12 protein-coding genes are annotated in these 19,098 nt (G+C 72.0%); 7 read left to right on the top strand and 5 right to left on the bottom strand.

Features of this window, described 5'->3' with window-relative positions; genetic code table 11:
* Window positions 1–5: 5 nt before the first annotated feature.
* Genes AC1DWC_RS01635 through metH form a run of 5 tightly spaced genes read right to left on the bottom strand, consistent with a single transcriptional unit; the run spans window position 6 to window position 7,574 of the window.
* Window positions 6–821, bottom strand: coding sequence for an ABC transporter permease (locus AC1DWC_RS01635; protein WP_477905573.1), 816 nt, complete (start codon window positions 819–821; stop codon window positions 6–8).
* Window positions 818–1,765: an ABC transporter permease gene (locus AC1DWC_RS01630; RefSeq protein WP_477905571.1), complete on the bottom strand. Its 948-nt coding sequence runs from the start codon at window positions 1,763–1,765 to the stop codon at window positions 818–820. The genes AC1DWC_RS01635 and AC1DWC_RS01630 overlap by 4 nt, the downstream gene beginning before the upstream one ends.
* A gap of 4 nt (window positions 1,766–1,769) precedes the next feature.
* The gene (locus AC1DWC_RS01625; protein ID WP_477905569.1) at window positions 1,770–3,281 is read right to left on the bottom strand and encodes an ABC transporter substrate-binding protein; all 1,512 of its coding nucleotides are present in this window, start codon (window positions 3,279–3,281) and stop codon (window positions 1,770–1,772) included.
* Between the two features lie 23 nt (window positions 3,282–3,304).
* Complete coding sequence (locus AC1DWC_RS01620; protein ID WP_477905567.1) at window positions 3,305–4,012, bottom strand: HAD family hydrolase; 708 nt, start codon at window positions 4,010–4,012, stop codon at window positions 3,305–3,307.
* Complete coding sequence (metH, locus tag AC1DWC_RS01615; protein ID WP_477905565.1) at window positions 4,005–7,574, bottom strand: methionine synthase; 3,570 nt, start codon at window positions 7,572–7,574, stop codon at window positions 4,005–4,007. Before metH ends, AC1DWC_RS01620 begins: the two co-directional genes overlap by 8 nt.
* 51 nt (window positions 7,575–7,625) lie before the next feature.
* On the opposite strand from metH, the gene AC1DWC_RS01610 reads away from it, so the two are divergent.
* The 7 genes from AC1DWC_RS01610 to AC1DWC_RS01580 all read left to right on the top strand — a co-directional run bounded on the left by AC1DWC_RS01610 (window position 7,626) and on the right by AC1DWC_RS01580 (window position 19,040).
* Window positions 7,626–8,543: a PAC2 family protein gene (locus AC1DWC_RS01610; protein ID WP_477905563.1), complete on the top strand. Its 918-nt coding sequence runs from the start codon at window positions 7,626–7,628 to the stop codon at window positions 8,541–8,543.
* Complete coding sequence (locus AC1DWC_RS01605) at window positions 8,540–9,682, top strand: MFS transporter (protein ID WP_477905561.1); 1,143 nt, start codon at window positions 8,540–8,542, stop codon at window positions 9,680–9,682. Before AC1DWC_RS01610 ends, AC1DWC_RS01605 begins: the two co-directional genes overlap by 4 nt.
* Before the next feature lie 135 nt (window positions 9,683–9,817).
* Complete coding sequence (locus AC1DWC_RS01600) at window positions 9,818–10,522, top strand: MspA family porin (RefSeq protein WP_477905559.1); 705 nt, start codon at window positions 9,818–9,820, stop codon at window positions 10,520–10,522.
* Between the two features lie 200 nt (window positions 10,523–10,722).
* Window positions 10,723–12,174, top strand: coding sequence for a TIGR02677 family protein (locus tag AC1DWC_RS01595; protein ID WP_477905799.1), 1,452 nt, complete (start codon window positions 10,723–10,725; stop codon window positions 12,172–12,174).
* Entirely contained in the window at window positions 12,171–13,601 is a 1,431-nt protein-coding gene (locus tag AC1DWC_RS01590; protein WP_477905557.1) for a TIGR02678 family protein, read from the top strand. Before AC1DWC_RS01595 ends, AC1DWC_RS01590 begins: the two co-directional genes overlap by 4 nt.
* Window positions 13,602–13,613: 12 nt before the next feature.
* A complete protein-coding gene (locus AC1DWC_RS01585) occupies window positions 13,614–17,828 on the top strand; it encodes a TIGR02680 family protein (protein WP_477905555.1) in 4,215 nt (1,404 codons plus the stop codon).
* Between the two features lie 3 nt (window positions 17,829–17,831).
* Complete coding sequence (locus AC1DWC_RS01580; RefSeq protein WP_477905553.1) at window positions 17,832–19,040, top strand: TIGR02679 family protein; 1,209 nt, start codon at window positions 17,832–17,834, stop codon at window positions 19,038–19,040.
* Window positions 19,041–19,098 lie beyond the last annotated feature (58 nt).

Below are 19,098 nucleotides of genomic sequence, written 5' to 3'. Positions count from 1 at the left end.
GGCCGTCACTGCCGCACCGACTTCGGGTCGAGCCGGTCCCGCAGCCCGTCGCCGAGCAGGTTGAACCCGAGCACGGTCAGGGCGATCGCCAGTCCCGGCCACAGCATCACCGCCGGCTGCAGGTACAGGTACGGCTGCGACTCCTGCAGCATCCGCCCCCACGACGGCGTCGGCGGCGGGGTGCCGAACCCCAGGTACGACAGCGCCGCCTCGGCGAGCACCGCGATCGCGAAGGTCACCGACGCCTGCACGATGAGCGCGCTCGAGATGTTCGGCAGCACGTGCCGCCGCGCGATCGTCGCCGGCCGCCGGCCCGCCGCCCGGGCGGCCAGGATGTAGTCGTGGGCGGTCACCTGCCGGGTGCCGGCCCGGGCCACCCGCGCGAACGACGGCGCCGAGCCGAGGCCGAGCGCGACCATCGCCGTCACCGTCGAGCCACCCCACACCGCCGCGAAGACGATCGCCAGCAGCAGCGCCGGAAACGCCAGCACCACGTCGTTCCCGCGCATCAGGACCTCGTCGGTGCGACCGGGCCGCATGCCGGCGGCCACCCCGACCGGGATGCCCAGGGTCGCCGCGATCGCCGTCGCGACGAACCCGACCAGCAGTGTCGTCCGCGCCCCCACCAGCAGCGAACTGAAGATGTCGCGGCCGAAGTCGTCGGTGCCGAGCCAGTGCGCCGCGCTCGGGTGCAGCATGCGGGCGGCGGGGTCGACGACGGTCGGGTCGTAGGGCGTCCACACGAAGGAGACCAGCGCCGCAAGGAGCACCCCGGTGACCAGCACCGCCCCCGCCACCAGGCTGCCGGACGCCCTCTTCACGCCCTACTCCTCATGCGGGGATCGATCGCCGTGTAGACGATGTCCACCAACAGGTTCAGCAGCAGGACCATCAGGACCAGCACCATCACGATGGACTGCACCTCCGCCATGTCCCGCTGGCTCACCTTGTCCAGCAGCAGACTGCCCAGTCCCGGCACCACGAACACCCGCTCGACCACCACCGCGCCGATCAGCAGCGTGGTCAGCTGCAGGCCCGCGACCGTGACGACCGGGATCGCCGCGTTGCGCAGGCCGTGCCGCAGCAGCGCGCGGGTCCGGGTCAGGCCCTTGGCCCGCGCCGTGCGGAGGTAGTCCTTGCCCATCTCGTCGAGCACCGCCGACCGCACGTACCGGGTCAGCACCGACCCCTGCACCAGCCCGAGCGCCAGCGCGGGCAGGGCCAGGTAGGACAGGAACCCGCCGACCCCCTCGATCGGGGCCTGCCAGCCGCTGGACGGCAGCCAGCCCAGCTCGACGGCGAAGACGGTGGAGAGCAGCACGCCGGCGAGGAACGCGGGGATCGCGATGCCGACCTGACTGATCCCGCCGATCAGCACGCCGTCGGGCCGGCGGCTGCGGACCGCGGCGGCCACCCCCAGCGGCAGCGCGATCACCAGCGCGACCACCATGCCCGCCGCGACCACCCAGAGCGTCACCTGCAGCCGGTCGAAGATCTCCGGGCCCACCGGTTGCCGGGTGAGGTACGAGGTGCCCAGGTCGCCGTGCAGCATCCCCCCGACCCAGTCCAGGTACTGCCGGTACAGCGGCCGGTCCAGGCCCATCGCCACGCGTTCGCGGGCCACGTCCGCCTCGTCGGCCTGCACGCCCAGCGCGATCCGGGCCGGGTCGCCGGGCAGCACCGAGAGCAACGCGAACACCAGCACGGACGCGACGGCGGCGGTCATCGCGAAGATCCCGAGCCGCCGGAGCAGTGCGAGCGCCATCCCGCTACCCGCGCCGCACCGGTGCGAGGTCGAGCGCGAGGCTCGTGGCGTTGCGGGGCAGTCCGGTCAGGTCCGAGTCCGCCACCACCAGCAGGGGGAACAGGAACAGCCAGTCCGCGGCGGCGTCGTCCGTGACGGTCCTGGCCACCTCCCGCATCCGCTCGACGTACCCGGCCTCGTCGGCGGCGTCGGCCTCGGCAACCAGGCGGGTCACCTCCGGATTGTCGTAGCCCCAGTAGAACTTCGGATTCGCGAAGGTCACGATGTCGTGCGGCTCGGAGTGCTGGATCACCGACATCTGGTAGTCGTGGCGGGCGAACACCTTGTCCAGCCAGACCGCGGGGAACTCGACGGGCTCGGTGCGCACGTCGAAGCCGACCTGCTGCAGCTGCGAGGCCACCACCTGCGCGGCGGCGCTCGCGTACGGGAGGTTGGGAACGCTGAAGCGCACCAAGGGGTTCGGGGTGCCCGTCTCGGCGAGCAGCGCCCGCGCCCTGTCCGGGTCGAACGGGTAGACGCCGGTGAGGTCCTCGTACCACGGGTCCGTCGGCGGGACCATGGACCCGATCAGCTCGCCGTATCCCGCATAGGCGGTGTCCCGCACCGACTTCCGGTCCACCGCGTACATGACCGCGCGGCGCACCCGCACGTCGTCGAACGGCGCGACCGCGCCGTTCATCGAAAGGGTGACCTCACCGTTGGTGGTGCCCTGGGTGACCCGGAACCGGTTGTCACCGGCGAACTGGGCGAGCAGCTGCGGCGCACCCAGGCTGTAGACGACGTCGACTCCCCCGCTGCGCATCGCGTTGGCCTGGGCGGTGGCGTCCGCGAAGTAGCGCAGCCGAACGGTTTTCATCCCCGGCGCCGGCCCCCAGTACCGGAGGTTCGCCGCGAGGACCAGCTCCGAGCCGGGGTTCCACCGCGCCACCGTGAACGGCCCGGTCCCGACCGCGGTGGCGGCCAGGTGACTGACGCCGTCGGGGGTGAACATGGCGCCGACCGGGCCGGTCATCGCGAAGAGCCACTCGTTGCTCGGCCGCCGCAGCACCACCCTCGCCACGTGCGGGTCCGGGGTCTCGACCCGGTCCACCACCGCCATCGTGGCGGGCGAGTTGGCCGTCCACTCGGTCTTGACCCGGTCGATGCTGAACTTGACGTCGCCGGAGTCGAAGGCGTCCCCGTTGCTGAACACCACGTCCTCGCGGAGGGCGAAGTCGTAGACGGTGCGGTCGTCGCTGACGGTCCAGGAGGCGGCCAGCTGCGGGGTGATCACGCCGTTGTCGTCGAGCCGGACCAGACCCTCGTACACGTTGCCCAGCAACGCCTGCGGGATCGCGGCGCCCGCGGTGCGGGTGAAGTCGAGGTTGTCCGGCTTCGCGGTGAGCGCGACGGTGAGCGTGTCCGGGCCGCCGGCCCCGGAGAGCCCGGCGCCCGCCGAGCACCCCGTCGCCAGCACCACCACGGCGACGGCCGGGGCGACGGCAGCCGTCAGCCGTCCGCCCCGCCGCGCTGTCATGCGTGCGATCTTGCCACCCCAGGTCAGGCGTGCGCGGCGCGCCACACCGAGGCGAGCATCGACTCGCCCATGCCCTCCAGCGTGGTGCGGTGCACCCGGCGCGGACCCGTCGGCACGTCCACCTCGCACGGCACCACCAGTACCGCGCAGCCGGCGGCCACGGCGGCCGCCGCACCGGTCGGCGAGTCCTCGATCGCCAGGCACTGCGCCGGCTCGAGACCCAGCAGGGCGGCGGCCCGCAGGTAAGGGTCCGGCTGCGGCTTGCCGCGGGGAACCTCGTCGCCGCACACCGTGACGTCGAAGTGCTCGCGCCCCAAGGTGTCCAGCGCCTGCTCGGCGAGCTCACGCTCGGTGTTCGTCACCAGCGCGGTGCGCAGCCCGCCGGCCCGGACCGCACGCAACGCGTCGCGGGCCCCCGGCCGCCACGGGATGCCCAGTGCGAACAGCTCGGTGACGCGGGCGTTGATCCAGTCCCCCGCGCCGGCCACCGCGGTGGGCGTCGGGTCCAGGTCCAGCGCCGCGAAGATCCGCGCCAGCGCGTCGGGCGCGGAGGCGCCGAGGACCGCGTGCCGCATCTGCTCGGTCATCACCCCGCCGAGCTCGGTCGCGAGCTCGCCCATCGCCACGTCCCAGAGCTTCTCGGAGTCGAGCAGCGTGCCGTCCATGTCCCAGAGCACACCCTCGAGCGTGACCCCGACGACCGCCGGGTCCGCCAGTACCAGGTCAGGCATTGAAGTACTTGGCCTCCGGGTGGTGCAGCACGAACGCGTCCGTGGACTGCTCGGGATGCAGCTGCAGCTCCTCCGACAGCTTCACCCCGATGCGCTCCGGCTCGAGCAGCGCGACCAGCTTGACCCGGTCCTCGAGGTCCGGGCAGGCGCCGTAGCCGAACGAGTAGCGGGCGCCGCGGTAGGCGAGCTTGAAGAACTCCTCGACGTCGGCGGGGTCCTGCTCGGCGAGGTTGTGGCCGTCGGGCAGGGTCAGCTCCTCGCGGACCCGGCGGTGCCAGTACTCGGCCAGCGCCTCGGTCAGCTGCACGCTGATCCCGTGCACCTCGAGGTAGTCGCGGTACGAGTTCGACGCGAACAGCTCGTTGGCGAAGTCCGCGATCGGCTGGCCCATCGTCACCAGGTTCATCGGCAGCACGTCCACCTGCCCGGTCTCACGGGCCGCGGCGCGCGAGCGCACGAAGTCCGCGATGCACAGGAACCGGTCCCGCTGCTGACGCGGGTAGGTGAACCGGAAGCGTTCCGGCGCATCGGGTTCCGGCTCGGTGAGCACCACGATGTCGTCGCCCTCCGAGACGGCCGGGAAGTACCCGTACACCACCGCGGCGTGCGCCAGGATGCCGTCGGCGGCGAGCCGGTCCAGCCAGTACCGCAGCCGCGGGCGGCCCTCGGTCTCCACCAGGTCCTCGTAGGTCGGTCCGTCGCCCGCCCGCTGGCCGCGCAGGCCCCACTGGCCCAGGAACAGGGCGCGCTCGTCGAGCAGCCCCGAGTACTCGGCGACGGCGATGCCCTTGACGACGCGGGTTCCCCAGAACGGCGGCGTCGGCAGCGTCACATCGGTTGCCACGTCGGACCGTTCGGGCACCACGACCGGGACCTCGGCGGCCTTGCGTGCCTCGGCGATCCGCTTGGACCGCTCGTGCCGGGCCTTGCGCTCGGCGGCCTTCTCCTTGGCCGCCAACGCCTCCGGGCTGTCCGGGTCCGGACCGCCGCCGCGCTTGGTGGACATGATGTCGTCCATCAACCGCAGCCCCTCGAAGGCGTCGCGGGCGTAGGACACCTCACCGTGGTAGACGTCGGCGAGGTCGTTCTCGACGTAGGAGCGGGTCAGGGCCGCGCCGCCGAGGAGCACCGGGAACTGCTCCGCGACCCCGCGGGAGTTCAGCTCCTGCAGGTTCTCCTTCATCACCACGGTCGACTTCACCAGCAGGCCGGACATGCCGATGACGTCCGCGCGCTTGTCGACGGCGGCCTCGAGGATGGTCGCGATCGGCTGCTTGATGCCGAGGTTGACCACCTCGTAGCCGTTGTTGGACAGGATGATGTCGACGAGGTTCTTGCCGATGTCGTGGACGTCGCCCTTGACGGTCGCCAGCACGATCCGGCCCTTGCCGTCCTCGTCGGACGCCTCCATGTGGGGCTCCAGGTACGCCACCGCGGCCTTCATGACCTCGGCGGACTGCAGCACGAACGGCAGCTGCATCTGGCCGGAGCCGAACAGTTCGCCGACCGTCTTCATGCCCGAGAGCAGCGTCTCGTTGATGATCGCCAGCGGCGGGACCTCGGTCATGGCGGCGTCGAGGTCCGGCTCGAGCCCGTTGCGCTCGCCGTCGACGATGCGCCGTTCGAGCCGTTCGAACAGCGGCAGCGCGGCCAGTTCCTCGGCCCGGGTCTCGCGCGCCGAAGCCGCGGAGACGCCCTCGAAGAGCTCCATCAGCCGCTGCAGCGGGTCGTAGCCATCGCGGCGACGGTCGTAGACCAGGTCGAGGGCCACCTCGCGGTGCTCGTCGGGAATCCGGGCCATCGGCAGGATCTTCGACGCGTGCACGATCGCGGTGTCCAGGCCGGCCTCGGTGCACTCGTGCAGGAACACCGAGTTGAGCACCTGGCGCGCGGCCGGGTTGAGCCCGAACGAGATGTTCGAGATGCCCAGCGTGAAGTGCACCTCCGGGTACATCTCGTGCAGCTGCCGGATGGCCTCGATGGTCTCGATGCCGTCGCGGCGCACCTCCTCCTGACCGGTGGAGATCGGGAAGGTCAGCGCGTCGATGATGATGTCGGACTCGGCGAGGCCCCAGTTGGTGGTGATGTCCTCGACCAGCCGCCGCGCGATCCGGACCTTGTGCTCGGCGGTGCGGGCCTGGCCCTCCTCGTCGATGGTCAGGGCGACCACGGCGGCACCGTGCTCCTTGACCAGCCGCATGATCTTCTGGAACCGGGAGTCCGGGCCGGCGCCGTCCTCGTAGTTCACCGAGTTCACGGCGCTGCGGCCGCCGAGGTGCTCGAGACCCGCCGCGAGCACCTCCGGCTCGGTGGAGTCGAGCATGATCGGCAGCGTGGACGCGGTCGCGAGCCGGCTGGCCAGCGCGGCCATGTCCAGTGCACCGTCGCGTCCCACGTAGTCGACGTTCAGGTCCAGCATGTGAGCGCCGTCGCGGGTCTGGTCCTTCGCGATGTCGATGCACTTCTGGTAGTCGCCGCTGATCATCGCGTCGCGGAAACCCTTGGAGCCGTTGGAGTTGGTGCGCTCGCCGATCACCAGGATGCTCGCGTCCTGCTCGAACGGGACGGACGCGTAGAGCGACGAGGTGCCGGGTTCGGGCGCGGGGGTGCGCTGCGCCTTCTCGACCAGGCGGACCGCCTCGGCGACCGCGGTGATGTGCTCGGGGGTGGTGCCGCAGCAGCCGCCGACCATCGACAGCCCGTACTGGGAGACGAAGCCGCTCAGCGCGACCGCGAGTTCCTCGGCGGTCAGCGGGTACTCGGCGCCGTGGCGGCCGAGCACCGGCAGGCCGGCGTTCGGCATCACCGAGACCGGCAGCGTCGAGTGCTTCGACAGGTGCCGCAGGTGCTCGCTCATCTCGTCCGGCCCGGTGGCGCAGTTGAGACCGATCATGTCGATGCCGAGCGGTTCGAGCGCGGTCAGGGCCGCGCCGATCTCGCTGCCCAGCAGCATGGTGCCGGTGGTCTCCACGGTGACGTGGGTGATGATCGGGATCCGGCGACCGGCCTGGTCCATCGCGTGCTGGCTGCCGATGATCGCGGCCTTGACCTGGAGCAGGTCCTGGCAGGTCTCGACCAGGATGGCGTCCGCGCCCGCGTCGATCATGCCGAGCGCGCACTCGGTGTAGGCGTCGCGCAGCACCGCGAAGGGCGCGTGGCCGAGGGTCGGCAGCTTGGTGCCCGGCCCGATCGAACCGAACACGAAGCGCGGCATGCCGTCGCGGCCCGGGCCCATCTCGTCCGCGACCTCGCGGGCGATGCGGGTGCCCCGCTCGGACAGGTCACGGATCCGGTGGGAGATGTCGTAGTCGGCGAGGTTCGGGAGGTTGCAGCCGAAGGTGTTCGTCTCCACGGCGTCGGCGCCGGCCTCGAAGTAGGCGGCGTGGATGTCGCGCAGCACGTCAGGCCGGGTTTCGTTGAGGATCTCGTTGCAGCCCTCGAGCCCGAGGAAGTCGTCGAGGGTGAGGTCCGCTGCCTGCAACATCGTTCCCATCGCACCGTCGCCGATGACAACGCGCCGCGTGAGCGCATCCAACAGGCCGGAATTGAATGGGGTAGACATGCCGTCCACAGTAGTGGGCGGACTAAATCACCCTGGTCGTAGGCTGGGTGGGTGAGTCCAAGCGAACCCCATGTCACGCCCGACGGCCGTCATTCCTCCCCCGACGGCGACGCGGTGGTGCTGCGAAATCCGATCCTGGTCGCTGCGTTCGAGGGCTGGAACGACGCGGGCGACGCGGCCAGCGGCGCCGTCGAGCACCTGGAGCTGATCTGGGACGCGCGCCCCCTCGCGGAGCTCGACTCGGAGGACTACTACGACTACCAGGTCAATCGGCCCACGGTGCGGCAGGTCGACGGGGTGACCCGGGAGATCGAGTGGCCGGCCACCCGGATCTCGGTGTGCTCGCCGCCCGGCAGCGACCGGGACGTCCTGCTGCTGCGCGGCATCGAGCCGAACATGCGCTGGCGCAGCTTCTGCGACGACCTGCTCGAGATCATCGAGGACCTGGGCGTGACGACGGTGGTGATCCTCGGTGCACTGCTGGCGGACACCCCGCACACGCGCCCGGTCCCGGTGACCGGCACCGCGTACAACTCCGAGTCGGCGGCCCGGTTCAACCTGGAACAGACGCGGTACGAGGGGCCCACCGGGATCACCGGCGTGCTCCAGGACGAGTGCGTCAAGGCCGGGGTCCCGGCGATCTCGTTCTGGGCCGCGGTACCGCACTACGTCTCGCAACCGCCGAACCCGAAGGCCACGATGGCGCTGCTGCAGCGCGTCGAGGACGTGCTCGACGTCGAGGTGCCGCTCGCGGAGTTGCCCGCCCAGTCCGAGGACTGGGAGCAGTCGATCACCGAGATGACCAAGGACGACGAGGAGATCAGCGAGTACGTCCGCTCGCTCGAGGAGCGCGGCGACGCGGAGGTGGACATCTCCGAGGTGATCTCGAAGATCGACGGTGACGCCATCGCCGCCGAGTTCGAGCGGTACCTGCGGCGGCGTGGGCCCGGGAGTTTCGGCGGTCTGTGAGATCTCGACTTCAACGCGGCGCGCTCTACGCCGGCGGCTTTCTAGGTCCGTTCGGTGGTGGCGTCGTCATCAGCATGCTGCCCGAGATGGGCGCAGACCTCGGTGTCAGCGCCGCCACCGCGGCGTCCACGGTGACCGCGTACCTGCTGCCGTTCGCGGCCCTGATGCTGGTCTCGGGCACCTACGGGGCCCGGTGGGGCCGGTTGCGCACCGTCCGGGTCGCCTACGGCTGCTATGTACTCGCCTCGCTGCTGTGTGCGCTGGCCCCGACCTTCGAGGTGTTCCTCGCCGGGCGGGTGCTGCAGGGCGCCGGCAACGCCTTCACCACGCCGCTGCTGCTCGCCGCGCTGGCCGCGGTCACCCCGCGCGCCAAACTGGGCCGGGCCCTGGGCACCTTCGGTGCGTTGCAGGCCGCGGGCATGACCACCGCACCGATCGTCGGCGGGCTGGCCGCGGAGTTCGAGTGGCGACTGGCCTTCGTCGTCATCGCGGCGGTCGCGCTCGCGCTGGGTGCGGCGGGCCTGCCCGCCAGCAGCGAGCAAACGACCACCGGCCCGCCGCCTCGGCTCCGGGACGCACTCGAGCCGACTGTGCTACGGATCGGCGTGGTGTCGCTGCTCGGCTGGGGCGCCCTCGGTGGCGTCAACTTCCTGATCGCGTTCCGGGCCGAGGACGCATTCGGCCTCGAACCCTCGTCACGCGGGCTGCTGCTCACCGGATTCGGCATCGTCGGCATGCTGGTCGCGCGGCCGGTGGGCGACCTGATCGACCGGTACGGCGCGCGCACCGCGGTGCTGGTCGGCTCGATCGGGGGTGCCGCGACGATCATCGCCACGGGACTGGTCGGCTCGCTCGCCGTCGTCGCGGTGGCCTGGGCGCTGGCGGGCGCGGCCTCGCAGCTCGTCCTCGTCGGGGTGAACGCTTCGATCCTCGCCGGCACCGGCGCCAACCGGGGTGGCGCGGTGTCGGTGGTACAGGCCTTCAGGTTCGGCGGCGGTGCGCTGGCCCCGCTACTGCTGACGCCGCTCTACTCGGTCAGCCCGGCCGCGGCGTTCCTGGTGCCGACGACGGCGCTCGCGGTGCTGGCGCCGCTGCTGATGCCGCGGAACGGACCCACCGCTGCACCGGAACGGGATTGACCGGCGGGTCCGGTGTGCAAAGGCGCGCGCACTCGGCCGTCATCCACTAACGTCTGACCCAGATCGGGGATCCATCATTGAACTGGTGACCAGGTGCTGGGCACCTCGGAACGCGACCGAACGGATGATGATTTCATGACGGATAATCGCAAGCCACGTCGAAATCGCAAGGTAGTTGCCACCCGTGCGCTCGCCGCTGCGGGCGCGGCACTGCTCGGGATCACGCTCGGCGGCGGGACCTCGTCCGCGGCAGTCGACAACGCGAACAGCATCTTCGACGACCACGGCAACCGGCTCGAAGTCAGCCAGGGCGACACCTCGATCCAGATCGTCGCACCGCTCGACAGCTCGCCGCTCAGCCGGGAGTTCTTCCACAACGGCTACGCGGAGGCCCGCATCGAGGGTCCCGGCGCGGCGGACGCCAAGGGCAGCAAGCTGACCTTCGGCTACCAGGTCGGGTACCCGGTCGCCTTGACCGGCGCCTCCATCCAGCTCAACACACCAGGGCTCGGGTTCGAAATGGAGCACAGAGACGCCATCGCCCTCGGCGACGTCACCGACGACTTCGCTCTGGGACTCGCGTTCGAGAACCGCGGTGAACTTCTCGGCGACATCATCCCGCAGCAGAACTTCATCTTCGACCTCCAGCCGGGCGGCATCACCGACGTCCCGGTGGTCAAGGACAAGGAGTTCGACGGACCGAGGGCAAAGATCCGCATCGGCGGGGTTCAGGGCAGCGTCTCCGGAGCGATCGGGCAGACCACGATCCGCCCCTACGCGCGACTCGAGACCGCCGACGGCAACATCGTGATGACCTACGGCATGCCGGTCCCGCTGTAGCCACCCGAAGGTGTCCGACCGCGTCCCGGGACCGTCACGGTCCCGGGACGCGCTGCGTCTCCGGGCCGTCGACCCGCCCCGGGACACGCGCTCCCTGCCGGTTGACCACGCGAGAGTCCCGCTCCCCTAGGCTGTTCCCGGTGAGCGATTCCGGTACCGCCGACCTGGCAACCCGTGACACGTTCGTCCGCGACGACCGGCTGCGGTTGTTCTCCTTCGCGACCGCGGAGAAGCGGGCGGACTACCTGTGGGTGTTGCGCGCGTTCGACCATGCCCGCGCGAACTACGTGGTGCTCCTGCACGGCGCCGAGGTTGCCGACCGGCTGGCCACGATCGCGGCGGACGACCCCGCCGGCCGGCTGACGGCCGCGGAGATCGGCCCCCTGCTCGAACAGTTGCACCAGTGGGGCGTGCTCGAACGAAGCTACGACGGCTCCCGCGCCGCGACCCTCGCCGAGTACCGCAACCGGCACTTCGTCTACCAGTTCAGCCAGCTCGGCTACCAGACCTTCCGCGCGGTCGAGGACGTGCTCGGCGCCCGCGGCGACGACGCCTCGCTCTCCCGCCTGGCGCTGCCGGACCTGCTGGCCGACATGAACGAACTCGCGGACGCCAACCGCACGGCGGACGGCGACCTGATCTACCGCAAGCTCAACCGCCTGGACTCGACGCTCTCCGAGATGGCCGCCCGGGCCGCGCAGTTCTACCTGACGCTCGGCGACCTGGTCCGCACCACCGAGATCACCCCGGAGTCGTTCCTGACGCACAAGGACGCGCTGCTGACCCACATGCGGGAGTTCAGCTCCGACCTGGCCCGGTACGCGCCGAAGATCGCGCACGCCATCGCCGAGGTCGAGGCAACCGGCATCGAACGGCTGCTCGCCCGGGCCGCCGCGAGCGACGAACGGATGTTCCTGCCGGTCGAGGAGCGGGAGGCGGACTGGGCCGCGCGCTGGCGCGGCCTGACCCAGTGGTTCGTCGCCGCCGAGGCCGGACTCAGCGAGTCCGAACGGCTGCGCGAGGGGACGATGAGCGCCATCGCGGCCGTGCTCGCGCTGCTGCGCCGGGTGACCGAGACCCGCCGCGGCGGGGTGAGCCGGGAGAGCCAGCTGCGCCACCTCGCCGGCTGGTTCGCCGCGACCCCCACCGAGGACGCGGCGCACGCGCTGTACCGGTCCGTCTTCGACCTTGGCCAGCCCCGGCACCTGTCGATGCTCCATCCCGACGCGGACGTGATCCCGCAGTCGCGGTCCTGGTGGGACGCGCCGCCGGTGGAGATCTCCCGCACCCTCGCCGAGACCGGGCGCACGCCTTCCACCGGCCTGCCGGGGCGGGTGCAGCGCAACGACGCCGGCATCCGCCGTCTCCGCGAGCGCCAACTCGACCAGCAGCGGGCCCGCAGCGTCGCCGCCGCGTCCCTCGCCGCGGGCGGCGTCTACGAGCGGACCCTCGACGAACAGGAGACGCAGGTGCTGCTCAGCCTGCTCAACGCCGCGCTCACCGCGCGGGTGCCGGTCAGCGGCCGGGTGGCCAGCTCCACCGGCTCGGACAGCGGGGTGCGGCTGACGCTGACCCCGCACACCGAGTCGACGACCGTCCGCACCGCGCGCGGCAGCCTGCACCTGGACGGGCTGCGGGTGAGCGTGCAGTGAGGGCGCACGAGATCTCACCGCTGGCCCTGGACTCCTACCAGCGTGCGGCCCGGGTGATCCTGGCCAACCACCTCGTCACCGCCACCTACCCGGACCGGGTGGCGCTGCCGCTGCTGCGCCGCTGGGCCACCGAACTGCGCGACGACCTGCTCGAGCTGTTCGGCTACCGGCTCGAGGTCACCGAGACGACGGCCCGGCTGTTCACCGTCGCGGACCGGCTCGACGCCACCACCCCCGCCCGCACCGGCACCGACCGCGACTTCGACCGGCACCGGTACGCCTACCTGGCGCTGTGCCTCGCGGCCCTGGGACGTGCGGGCAACCAGATCACCCTCTCCGAGCTCGCCGACCATGTCGCCGCCGACGCCGCCCMGGTGGACGGCGTCGACCTGTCCACCGAGCGGGCCGCGGACCGGGACGCCTTCGTCGACGCCGTCGGGTGGCTCACGGCCCGCGGCGCGATCGCCCTCGCCGACGGCGACGCCACCGGCTGGGCCGCGAATCCCGCTGCGGGAGAAGCGCTCTACGACATCGACCGCTCCGTGGTGGTGGCGCTGTTCCGGCCGCACCGGGCACTGCAGCACCTGGTGTCCGTCGAGGGGTTGGTGGCCGGCGGTGCCGACGCGCCGCCGAACGCCGAGCACGCCACGGACGTCCGGGAGACCGCCCGCCGGGTGCGCCGCGCGCTGGTGGAACGGCCCGTCGTGTACGCCGCCGAGCTCGACGACGACGAGGCCCTCCAGCTGGCCCTGCCCCGCACCGCCGCGGACGTGGAGAAGCTGACCGGTCTGGTCGCCGAGCGCCGCGCCGAGGGCATCACCCTGATCGACTCGTCCGGCCGGCTCTCGGACCTGAGGTTCCCCAGCACCGGCACCGTCGCGCAGGTGGCCCTGCTGCTGGCCGGGGAGATCGCCGACCGGGTGCTCGATCCCGATGCCCCCGAGCCGGTGCGGCTGCCGCTGCCCGAGTCCCGGCACTCGGACCTGGTGGCGCAGTTGGACTCCGCCATCCCGGACGCCGGTATCTTCCGCGGGCTCGCGGACGAACCGGAGGAGCCGGAGACCGACACCGTGGCGGCCGAGACCGAGTACCGGGAGCCGCCGCGGTACCCGCTGATCGAGGACAGCTGGATCGACGCGGCGGTGGCCGAGCTGGTCCGACGGTTCGGGCGCACCTTCGCCGCGCAGTGGCAGGCGGACCCGGACGGGCTGCGGCGCCGTGCGGTCGAGCTGCTGGACAAGCAGATGTTGGTGCGGCGCACCGACGGTGGGGTGCTGGCGCTGCCCGCGCTGGCGCGGTACCGCGGCGTGGTGGTGACGGTCCGCGAGCGCGCCGCCCAGCCCGACCTGTTCGACGTGCACCCCGGCTCGCCACAGTCCGGTTCCCCGCAGTTCCGTTCCACCGACCCCAGCCCCGCAGAGAAGTAGAGGCAGATTCGCATGGCACGCGCGCGCTTTCGTCCCACCCGGGCCGGGATCATCAACCTGTGGGACTACCGCGACCAGGAGTTCTCCTTCGCCGACGGGCGACTGGTGCTGCGGGGGCCCAACGGCTCGGGCAAGACCAAGGCGCTCGAGGTGCTGTTCCCGTTCGTCCTCGACGGTCGCATCGAGCCCCGCCGGCTGAACCCGTTCGCCGGCGAGGAACGGACCATGAAGTCCAACCTGCTCTACCGCGGACAGGACAGCGCGCACTCGTACGTCTGGATGGAGTTCGCCCGCGGGCCGCAGGACGACCCGGAGGCCGTCACGGTGGGCATCGGGATGCGCGCCACCCGGCAGAACGACAAGGTGACCCGGTGGCACTTCGTCGCCGAAGGCCGAGTGGGAGTGGACTTCTCGCTGCTCGGCAGCGACGACCGCCCGCTCACCAAGCGCCAGCTCGCCGACCAGCTCGGCACCGACGCGCTCACCGACCGTCCCACCGACTACCGGGCCGCGATCGACGCCCGGCTCTTCGGCCTCGGCGCCGAGCGGTACGACCAGCTGATCAACCTGATCCTCACCCTGCGCCGCCCGCAGCTGGCGAAGAACCTCGACCCGAAGGGCCTGTCCCAGGCACTGACCGACGGTCTCCGGCCGCTCGACGAGCACCTGGTGCTCGAGGCGGCCCGGTCCTTCAGCGACATGGAGGAGGTGGGGCGCGCGCTCGAGGGTCTCGCGGCGGCCGACCAGGCGGCACAGGACTTCGTCACGGTGTACCGCAAGTACCTGCGCCAGCAGGCCCGCGCCGACGTCGAACAGGTCTCCCGGCGGCTCGAGTCCGTCGAGCAGGGCATCGGCACGCTGTTCGACGCCGCAGCCCTGCAGGCCCGGCGCCAGGAGGAGCGGCTCGCGGCGGAGGAACGGTTGACCGCCGCCGAACGCGACCTCGAGCAGAGCCGGTCCGACCTCGAGACGCTGCAGCGTTCCGGCGCGTACGAGGGCAAGCAGCAACTCGACGACCTGGCCGCGGTGGTCGCGCAGCTCAAGCTCTCCACCGAGCAGCAGTCGGACAAGGCCCGCAAGGCGCAGGCCAGCCTCGAGCAGCGGGCCGGCGAGTCGGACCGCTCCGCCGCCGCCGTCTCCGCCGCCACCGCGGCCCTGGCCCGGGCCGAGGACGAACTGCAGTCCGCCGCCGAGGACGCCGGCATCGTCTGGACGCCGCTGCCCGACGCCGCGCGCACCGACCAGCTCACCGCCGCCGTGCGTGGGCACGCCGAGGAGCGCGACGGCGACGTCCGGGTGGTCCGGGAGGCACTGGCCACCGTCGACAAGGCGAGCACCGAACGCACCCGCGCGGACCGCGCCGCGGACCGCGGCCGGGAGCTGCTGGACGCCGCCCGTGCCGCGGTCGTGGAGGCCGAGGCCGGCGCCCAGCTGGCCCGGTCCGAGTGCGCGAAGGCGCTGCGCACGTGGTGGACCCGCAACTCCGCGACCTATGCGTCGATCGGGGTGTCGAGCGAGATGTTCGTGGCCCTGCACGACGCGGTCGCGGACGTCGGCGACGACGAGTCCCCCAGCCTGGCCACGCTGCTGGCCGAGCACACCGAGGAGGGCCTCGACGCCGTCCGCTTCCGGCGTCAGCAGGCCGGCGCGGATGCCGCGCAGGCGGCGGCCACGGTGGCCGCACTGACTGCCGACCGTGACCGGATCGCCGCCGAGAGCGACGACGCACCACCGGCTTTCGCGGCCCGCACCGGCTCGCGCGAGCACCTGTCCGGCGCCCCGCTGTGGCGCTTGGTGCGGTTCGCGGACGACGTGGACCCCGCGGTCGCCGCCGGCGTCGAGTCGGCGCTGCAGGCCGCGAACCTGCTCGACGGCTGGGTGTACGGCGGCGACGAGGCGCCGGATGCGGCGTCCGAGCAGTACCTGGTGCCGCTGCCCGCCGACCGCCGCCCCACCGGCCCGACGCTGGCCGACGTGCTGCTGGTCGAGGCCGACGCCGGCGTCCCCGAGGGCCGGGTCGAGGCGCTGCTGGCGTCGATCTCGCTGCGCACAGCCGGCGGGGAGTCCGGCTCGTCCGACACAGCCCGCGAGGAGTCCGGCTGGACCGACGCGGCCGTCGCGGTCGGACACGACGGCCGGTTCTGGCAGGGCGTGCAGCAGGGCCGCCACACCAAGACCGACGCCGAGTACATCGGCGCGACCGCCCGGGCGCGGCGCCGCGAGCTGCGGCTGGCCGAGTTGGACGCCGCCCTCGAGGCCGCCGAGGCAGCCCGCGAGGCCGCCCTGCACACCCAACGCGGGACGGCCGAGCTGATCACGGCGGTGGCAGCGGCGGCGAAGTCGCTGCCGCGCACCACGCCGGTGCTCGCCGCGCTCAAGGCGGTGACGGAGTCGGCGGGCGCGCTGCGGACCCGTTCCGAGGCCGCGGCGTCGTCGCAGCGGGAGCTGGACCAGGCCATCGCCGACCTCAGCGCCAAGGAGAAGGCGTTGCGGTCCACGGCGGTCGCGCACCGGACCCCGCACCTGGCCCGGGACCTCGACTCCCTGGCGGCCGCCATCGGGCACTTCGAGAAGCAGGGCGACTTGGTGCTGCGGTGCCGCCGCGAGCACGCCAAGGAGGTGGAGCACCTGCGCGAGGCCGACGACCGGCACGCCGAGGCGCGCGGCATCGCCGAGGAGCATGCCGAGGAGTCCGCGATCGCGGAGGAGAGCTACGCCCAGCAGGTGCAGCGCCTGGACATGCTCCGGGACCTGCTCGGCGCGAACGCCGACCAGATCGACGCGGACCTCGAGAAGGCCCGGGCGCGGATCGAGGAGTGCAAGGTCGAGCAGCGCGCCGCGCGCAAGGCCAGCGACTCGGCGGTCGAGGAGATCGGCAAGTCCGCGGGCGCCCACCACACCGCGGTCGAGACGCTGCGCAGCGCGCTCACCGAGGCCCGCGCCGACGCCGACCGGCTCGCCCCCTATGCGCGCCGTGACCTGCTCGAGCTCATCGGCGTCACCGACGCCCACTCCTGGCCCGCGAGTGCGGCGGCGTGGCTCAGCGCCGACCAGCTGGTGTACCGCATCCAGAGCGAGGACGGCCCCGGCTCGGGGGCGTCGGTGCTGCCGCCCGAGGTGCACGCGCTGCACTCGGCGATGGCGGACGCGACCGCGTCGGTCAAGGTCAGCGACGGCGCCCGCAAGGCCACCCGGACGGCCCTGACCTCCGCGCTGCAGGACTTCGACGCGCAACTCGCGGCGGCCGGCCAGGACTACCGGCTGCAGTGGGACGCACCCGACGGTCTGACCACGGTCCGGGTGCAGGACGAGCAGGGCTACTCCTCGATCGGCGAGTTCGCGGCCCGGATCGGCGGCGCGCGGGCCGACCAGGAGCAGCTGCTCACCGAGTCCGAGCGGCGCATCCTCGAGGACGCGCTGCTGACCGGGCTGGCGCAGCAGATCCACGAGCGGACCGTCGACGCCCGTGAGCTGATCGGCCAGATGGGCGCGGAGATGCGCGAGCGGCGCATGTCCTCCGGCAGCACCATCGGCGTGCACTGGGTGCTGGCGGACAACCTCGACGACAACTCGCGGGCCATCTCGAAGCTGCTGGACCGGGACGCGTCGGGCCTCGGCCCGGACGAACTGGCCACGATGCGTGCGCATTTCGCGGCGCAGATCCGGATCGCGCGGGCCGCGCACCCCGAGCGGTCCTACCCGGAGATCCTGTCGACGGCCCTGGACTACCGCCGCTGGCGGGTGTTCTCGTTCACCCTGATCGGCGGCGACGGCAGCGAGGACCGGCTGACGGTGGCGCGGCACGGCGCGCTCTCCGGTGGCGAGCAGTCGGTGTCGCTGCACCTGCCGCTGTTCGCGGCGGCGCACGTGATGCTCTCGTCCGCCGACCCGCACTCCCCCCGGCTGCTCGGGCTCGACGAGGCGTTCGCGGGTGTCGACGACAACGGCCGCAGCGAGTTGCTCGGGCTGAGCGTGCAGTTCGACCTGGACCTGTTCATGACCGGGTACGACCTGTGGGTGACCTACGCCGGGGTCCCGGGGTGCGCCCACTACGACCTGGCGCACTCGACTGCGGAGCAGACCGTCAGCGCCGCGTTGCTGGTGTGGTCCGGCGGCGAACTGCTGGCCGAGCACGACGGCACCGACCTCGCGCGGGCGCTCGGCTCGCCGCTGCGCCGGCGGATGCTCGCACCGGCAGAGGGCGGGCTCGAGTTCGCGCAGGCGTAGGCCATGACATGGGAGGGAACCCCTGAGCTCGACGCCGTCCTGGCCCGTGCCCGGAAACTGCTCGAAGCCAACGGAATGCGGGTCCAGGGAGCGGTGAGCGTGCCGCAGGGATCGGACGTCCCCGACCTGCACCGGCTCCGAAAGGCGATGGGCGTCAGCGCGACGAACTCCGCGACCCCGACCATCAAGTTCCCCCTCGCCAAGCTCGACGAGTACCTACGTGGGCCCGGGTACGGTCGACGCGGACTGCTCACCGTCCTCACCGAGGCAGCCCCACTCGTCGACCGGAAGGCCGACGCGGCAGCCCAGGAGGAAACCGACGACCGGGCACTCGCCGAGGTACGTGAGATCCTCGGCGATCCGCGTCACCGCGTCCGACTCGACTCGGTCGAAGCTGCGCGGGGCCGAAAGACCGCACTCCGCACCGGGTCTGCCCGGGAGGCGGCCCTGGTGCTGGCGGCGCTACCGGCGCCGGGACTCTCCCTCACCGAACTCGCGGAGTCGGCCACCGGGAACACGAAGGCGCTGAGCAAGGCCTCCGCGACCCGCACATTGGTGTTGCGGGCCCTCGCCGACGAAGTCGGAGTGGAGGAGCCGACCAACGCCGAGGAGCGGAACTGGCTGTGGGCAGAGTTCGGGGTGGTCGCGGACGCACTGTCGAGTCGCGTCTCGGTGTTCGGCGTCCGGTTGCTCGGTGACCATCCCATGTCGGGATTGCTCGACGTCGCCAACCGGGACAGACAGCCGTGTGTGCTGACGCTCGGCCAGATCCGGGACTGGTCCCTCGAACTGGCCCCCGGCGACGTATTCGTCTGCGAGAACCCTGCGGTGCTCAACGCCGCGGCCCGAGAGCTCGGTCCCGCGTGCCCACCGCTGGTCTGCACCGAGGGTCAGCCGACGGTGGCGGCTCGCCGGCTGCTCGCGTCGGTACGCGGCACCGTCCACTGGCGTGGCGACTTCGACTGGACCGGCCTGCGTACCACAGCCCGTGCAATAGCCGATCTCAGCGCACAGCCCTGGCTGATGGACGCCGCGACGTACCTGCACGCATCGAAGCTCGGCAGGTCCGAGCCGCTCAAGGAGAAGGACCGCCCCGCCGCATCCCCCTGGGAACCAGAGCTGGCCGAGGCCATGCACGTGTCGGGCGCCGCAGTGATGGAAGAACGCCTGATCCCCGCGCTGCTGGAAAGCCTCGTCGCGCGGCGCACGTGACACAGGTCACCCACTGCACCTAACGTGGCCCCATCACGACAATGTGAGCTGGGCCACA

Source organism: Rhodococcus sp. P4_C10 (genome assembly GCF_056402135.1).
This window is presented reverse-complemented; position numbering and strand designations above follow the sequence as displayed.

Bases quoted from the DNA above. Each gene is read 5' to 3' on its own strand.
- AC1DWC_RS01630 (WP_477905571.1), bottom strand. From the start codon at position 1,765: ATGGCGCTCGCACTGCTCCGGCGGCTCGGGATCTTCGCGATGACCGCC.
- AC1DWC_RS01625 (WP_477905569.1), bottom strand. From the start codon at position 3,281: ATGACAGCGCGGCGGGGCGGACGGCTGACGGCTGCCGTCGCCCCGGCC.
- AC1DWC_RS01620 (WP_477905567.1), bottom strand. From the start codon at position 4,012: ATGCCTGACCTGGTACTGGCGGACCCGGCGGTCGTCGGGGTCACGCTC.
- metH (WP_477905565.1), bottom strand. From the start codon at position 7,574: ATGTCTACCCCATTCAATTCCGGCCTGTTGGATGCGCTCACGCGGCGC.
- AC1DWC_RS01600 (WP_477905559.1), top strand. From the start codon at position 9,818: ATGACGGATAATCGCAAGCCACGTCGAAATCGCAAGGTAGTTGCCACC.
- AC1DWC_RS01585 (WP_477905555.1), top strand. From the start codon at position 13,614: ATGGCACGCGCGCGCTTTCGTCCCACCCGGGCCGGGATCATCAACCTG.
- AC1DWC_RS01580 (WP_477905553.1), top strand. From the start codon at position 17,832: ATGACATGGGAGGGAACCCCTGAGCTCGACGCCGTCCTGGCCCGTGCC.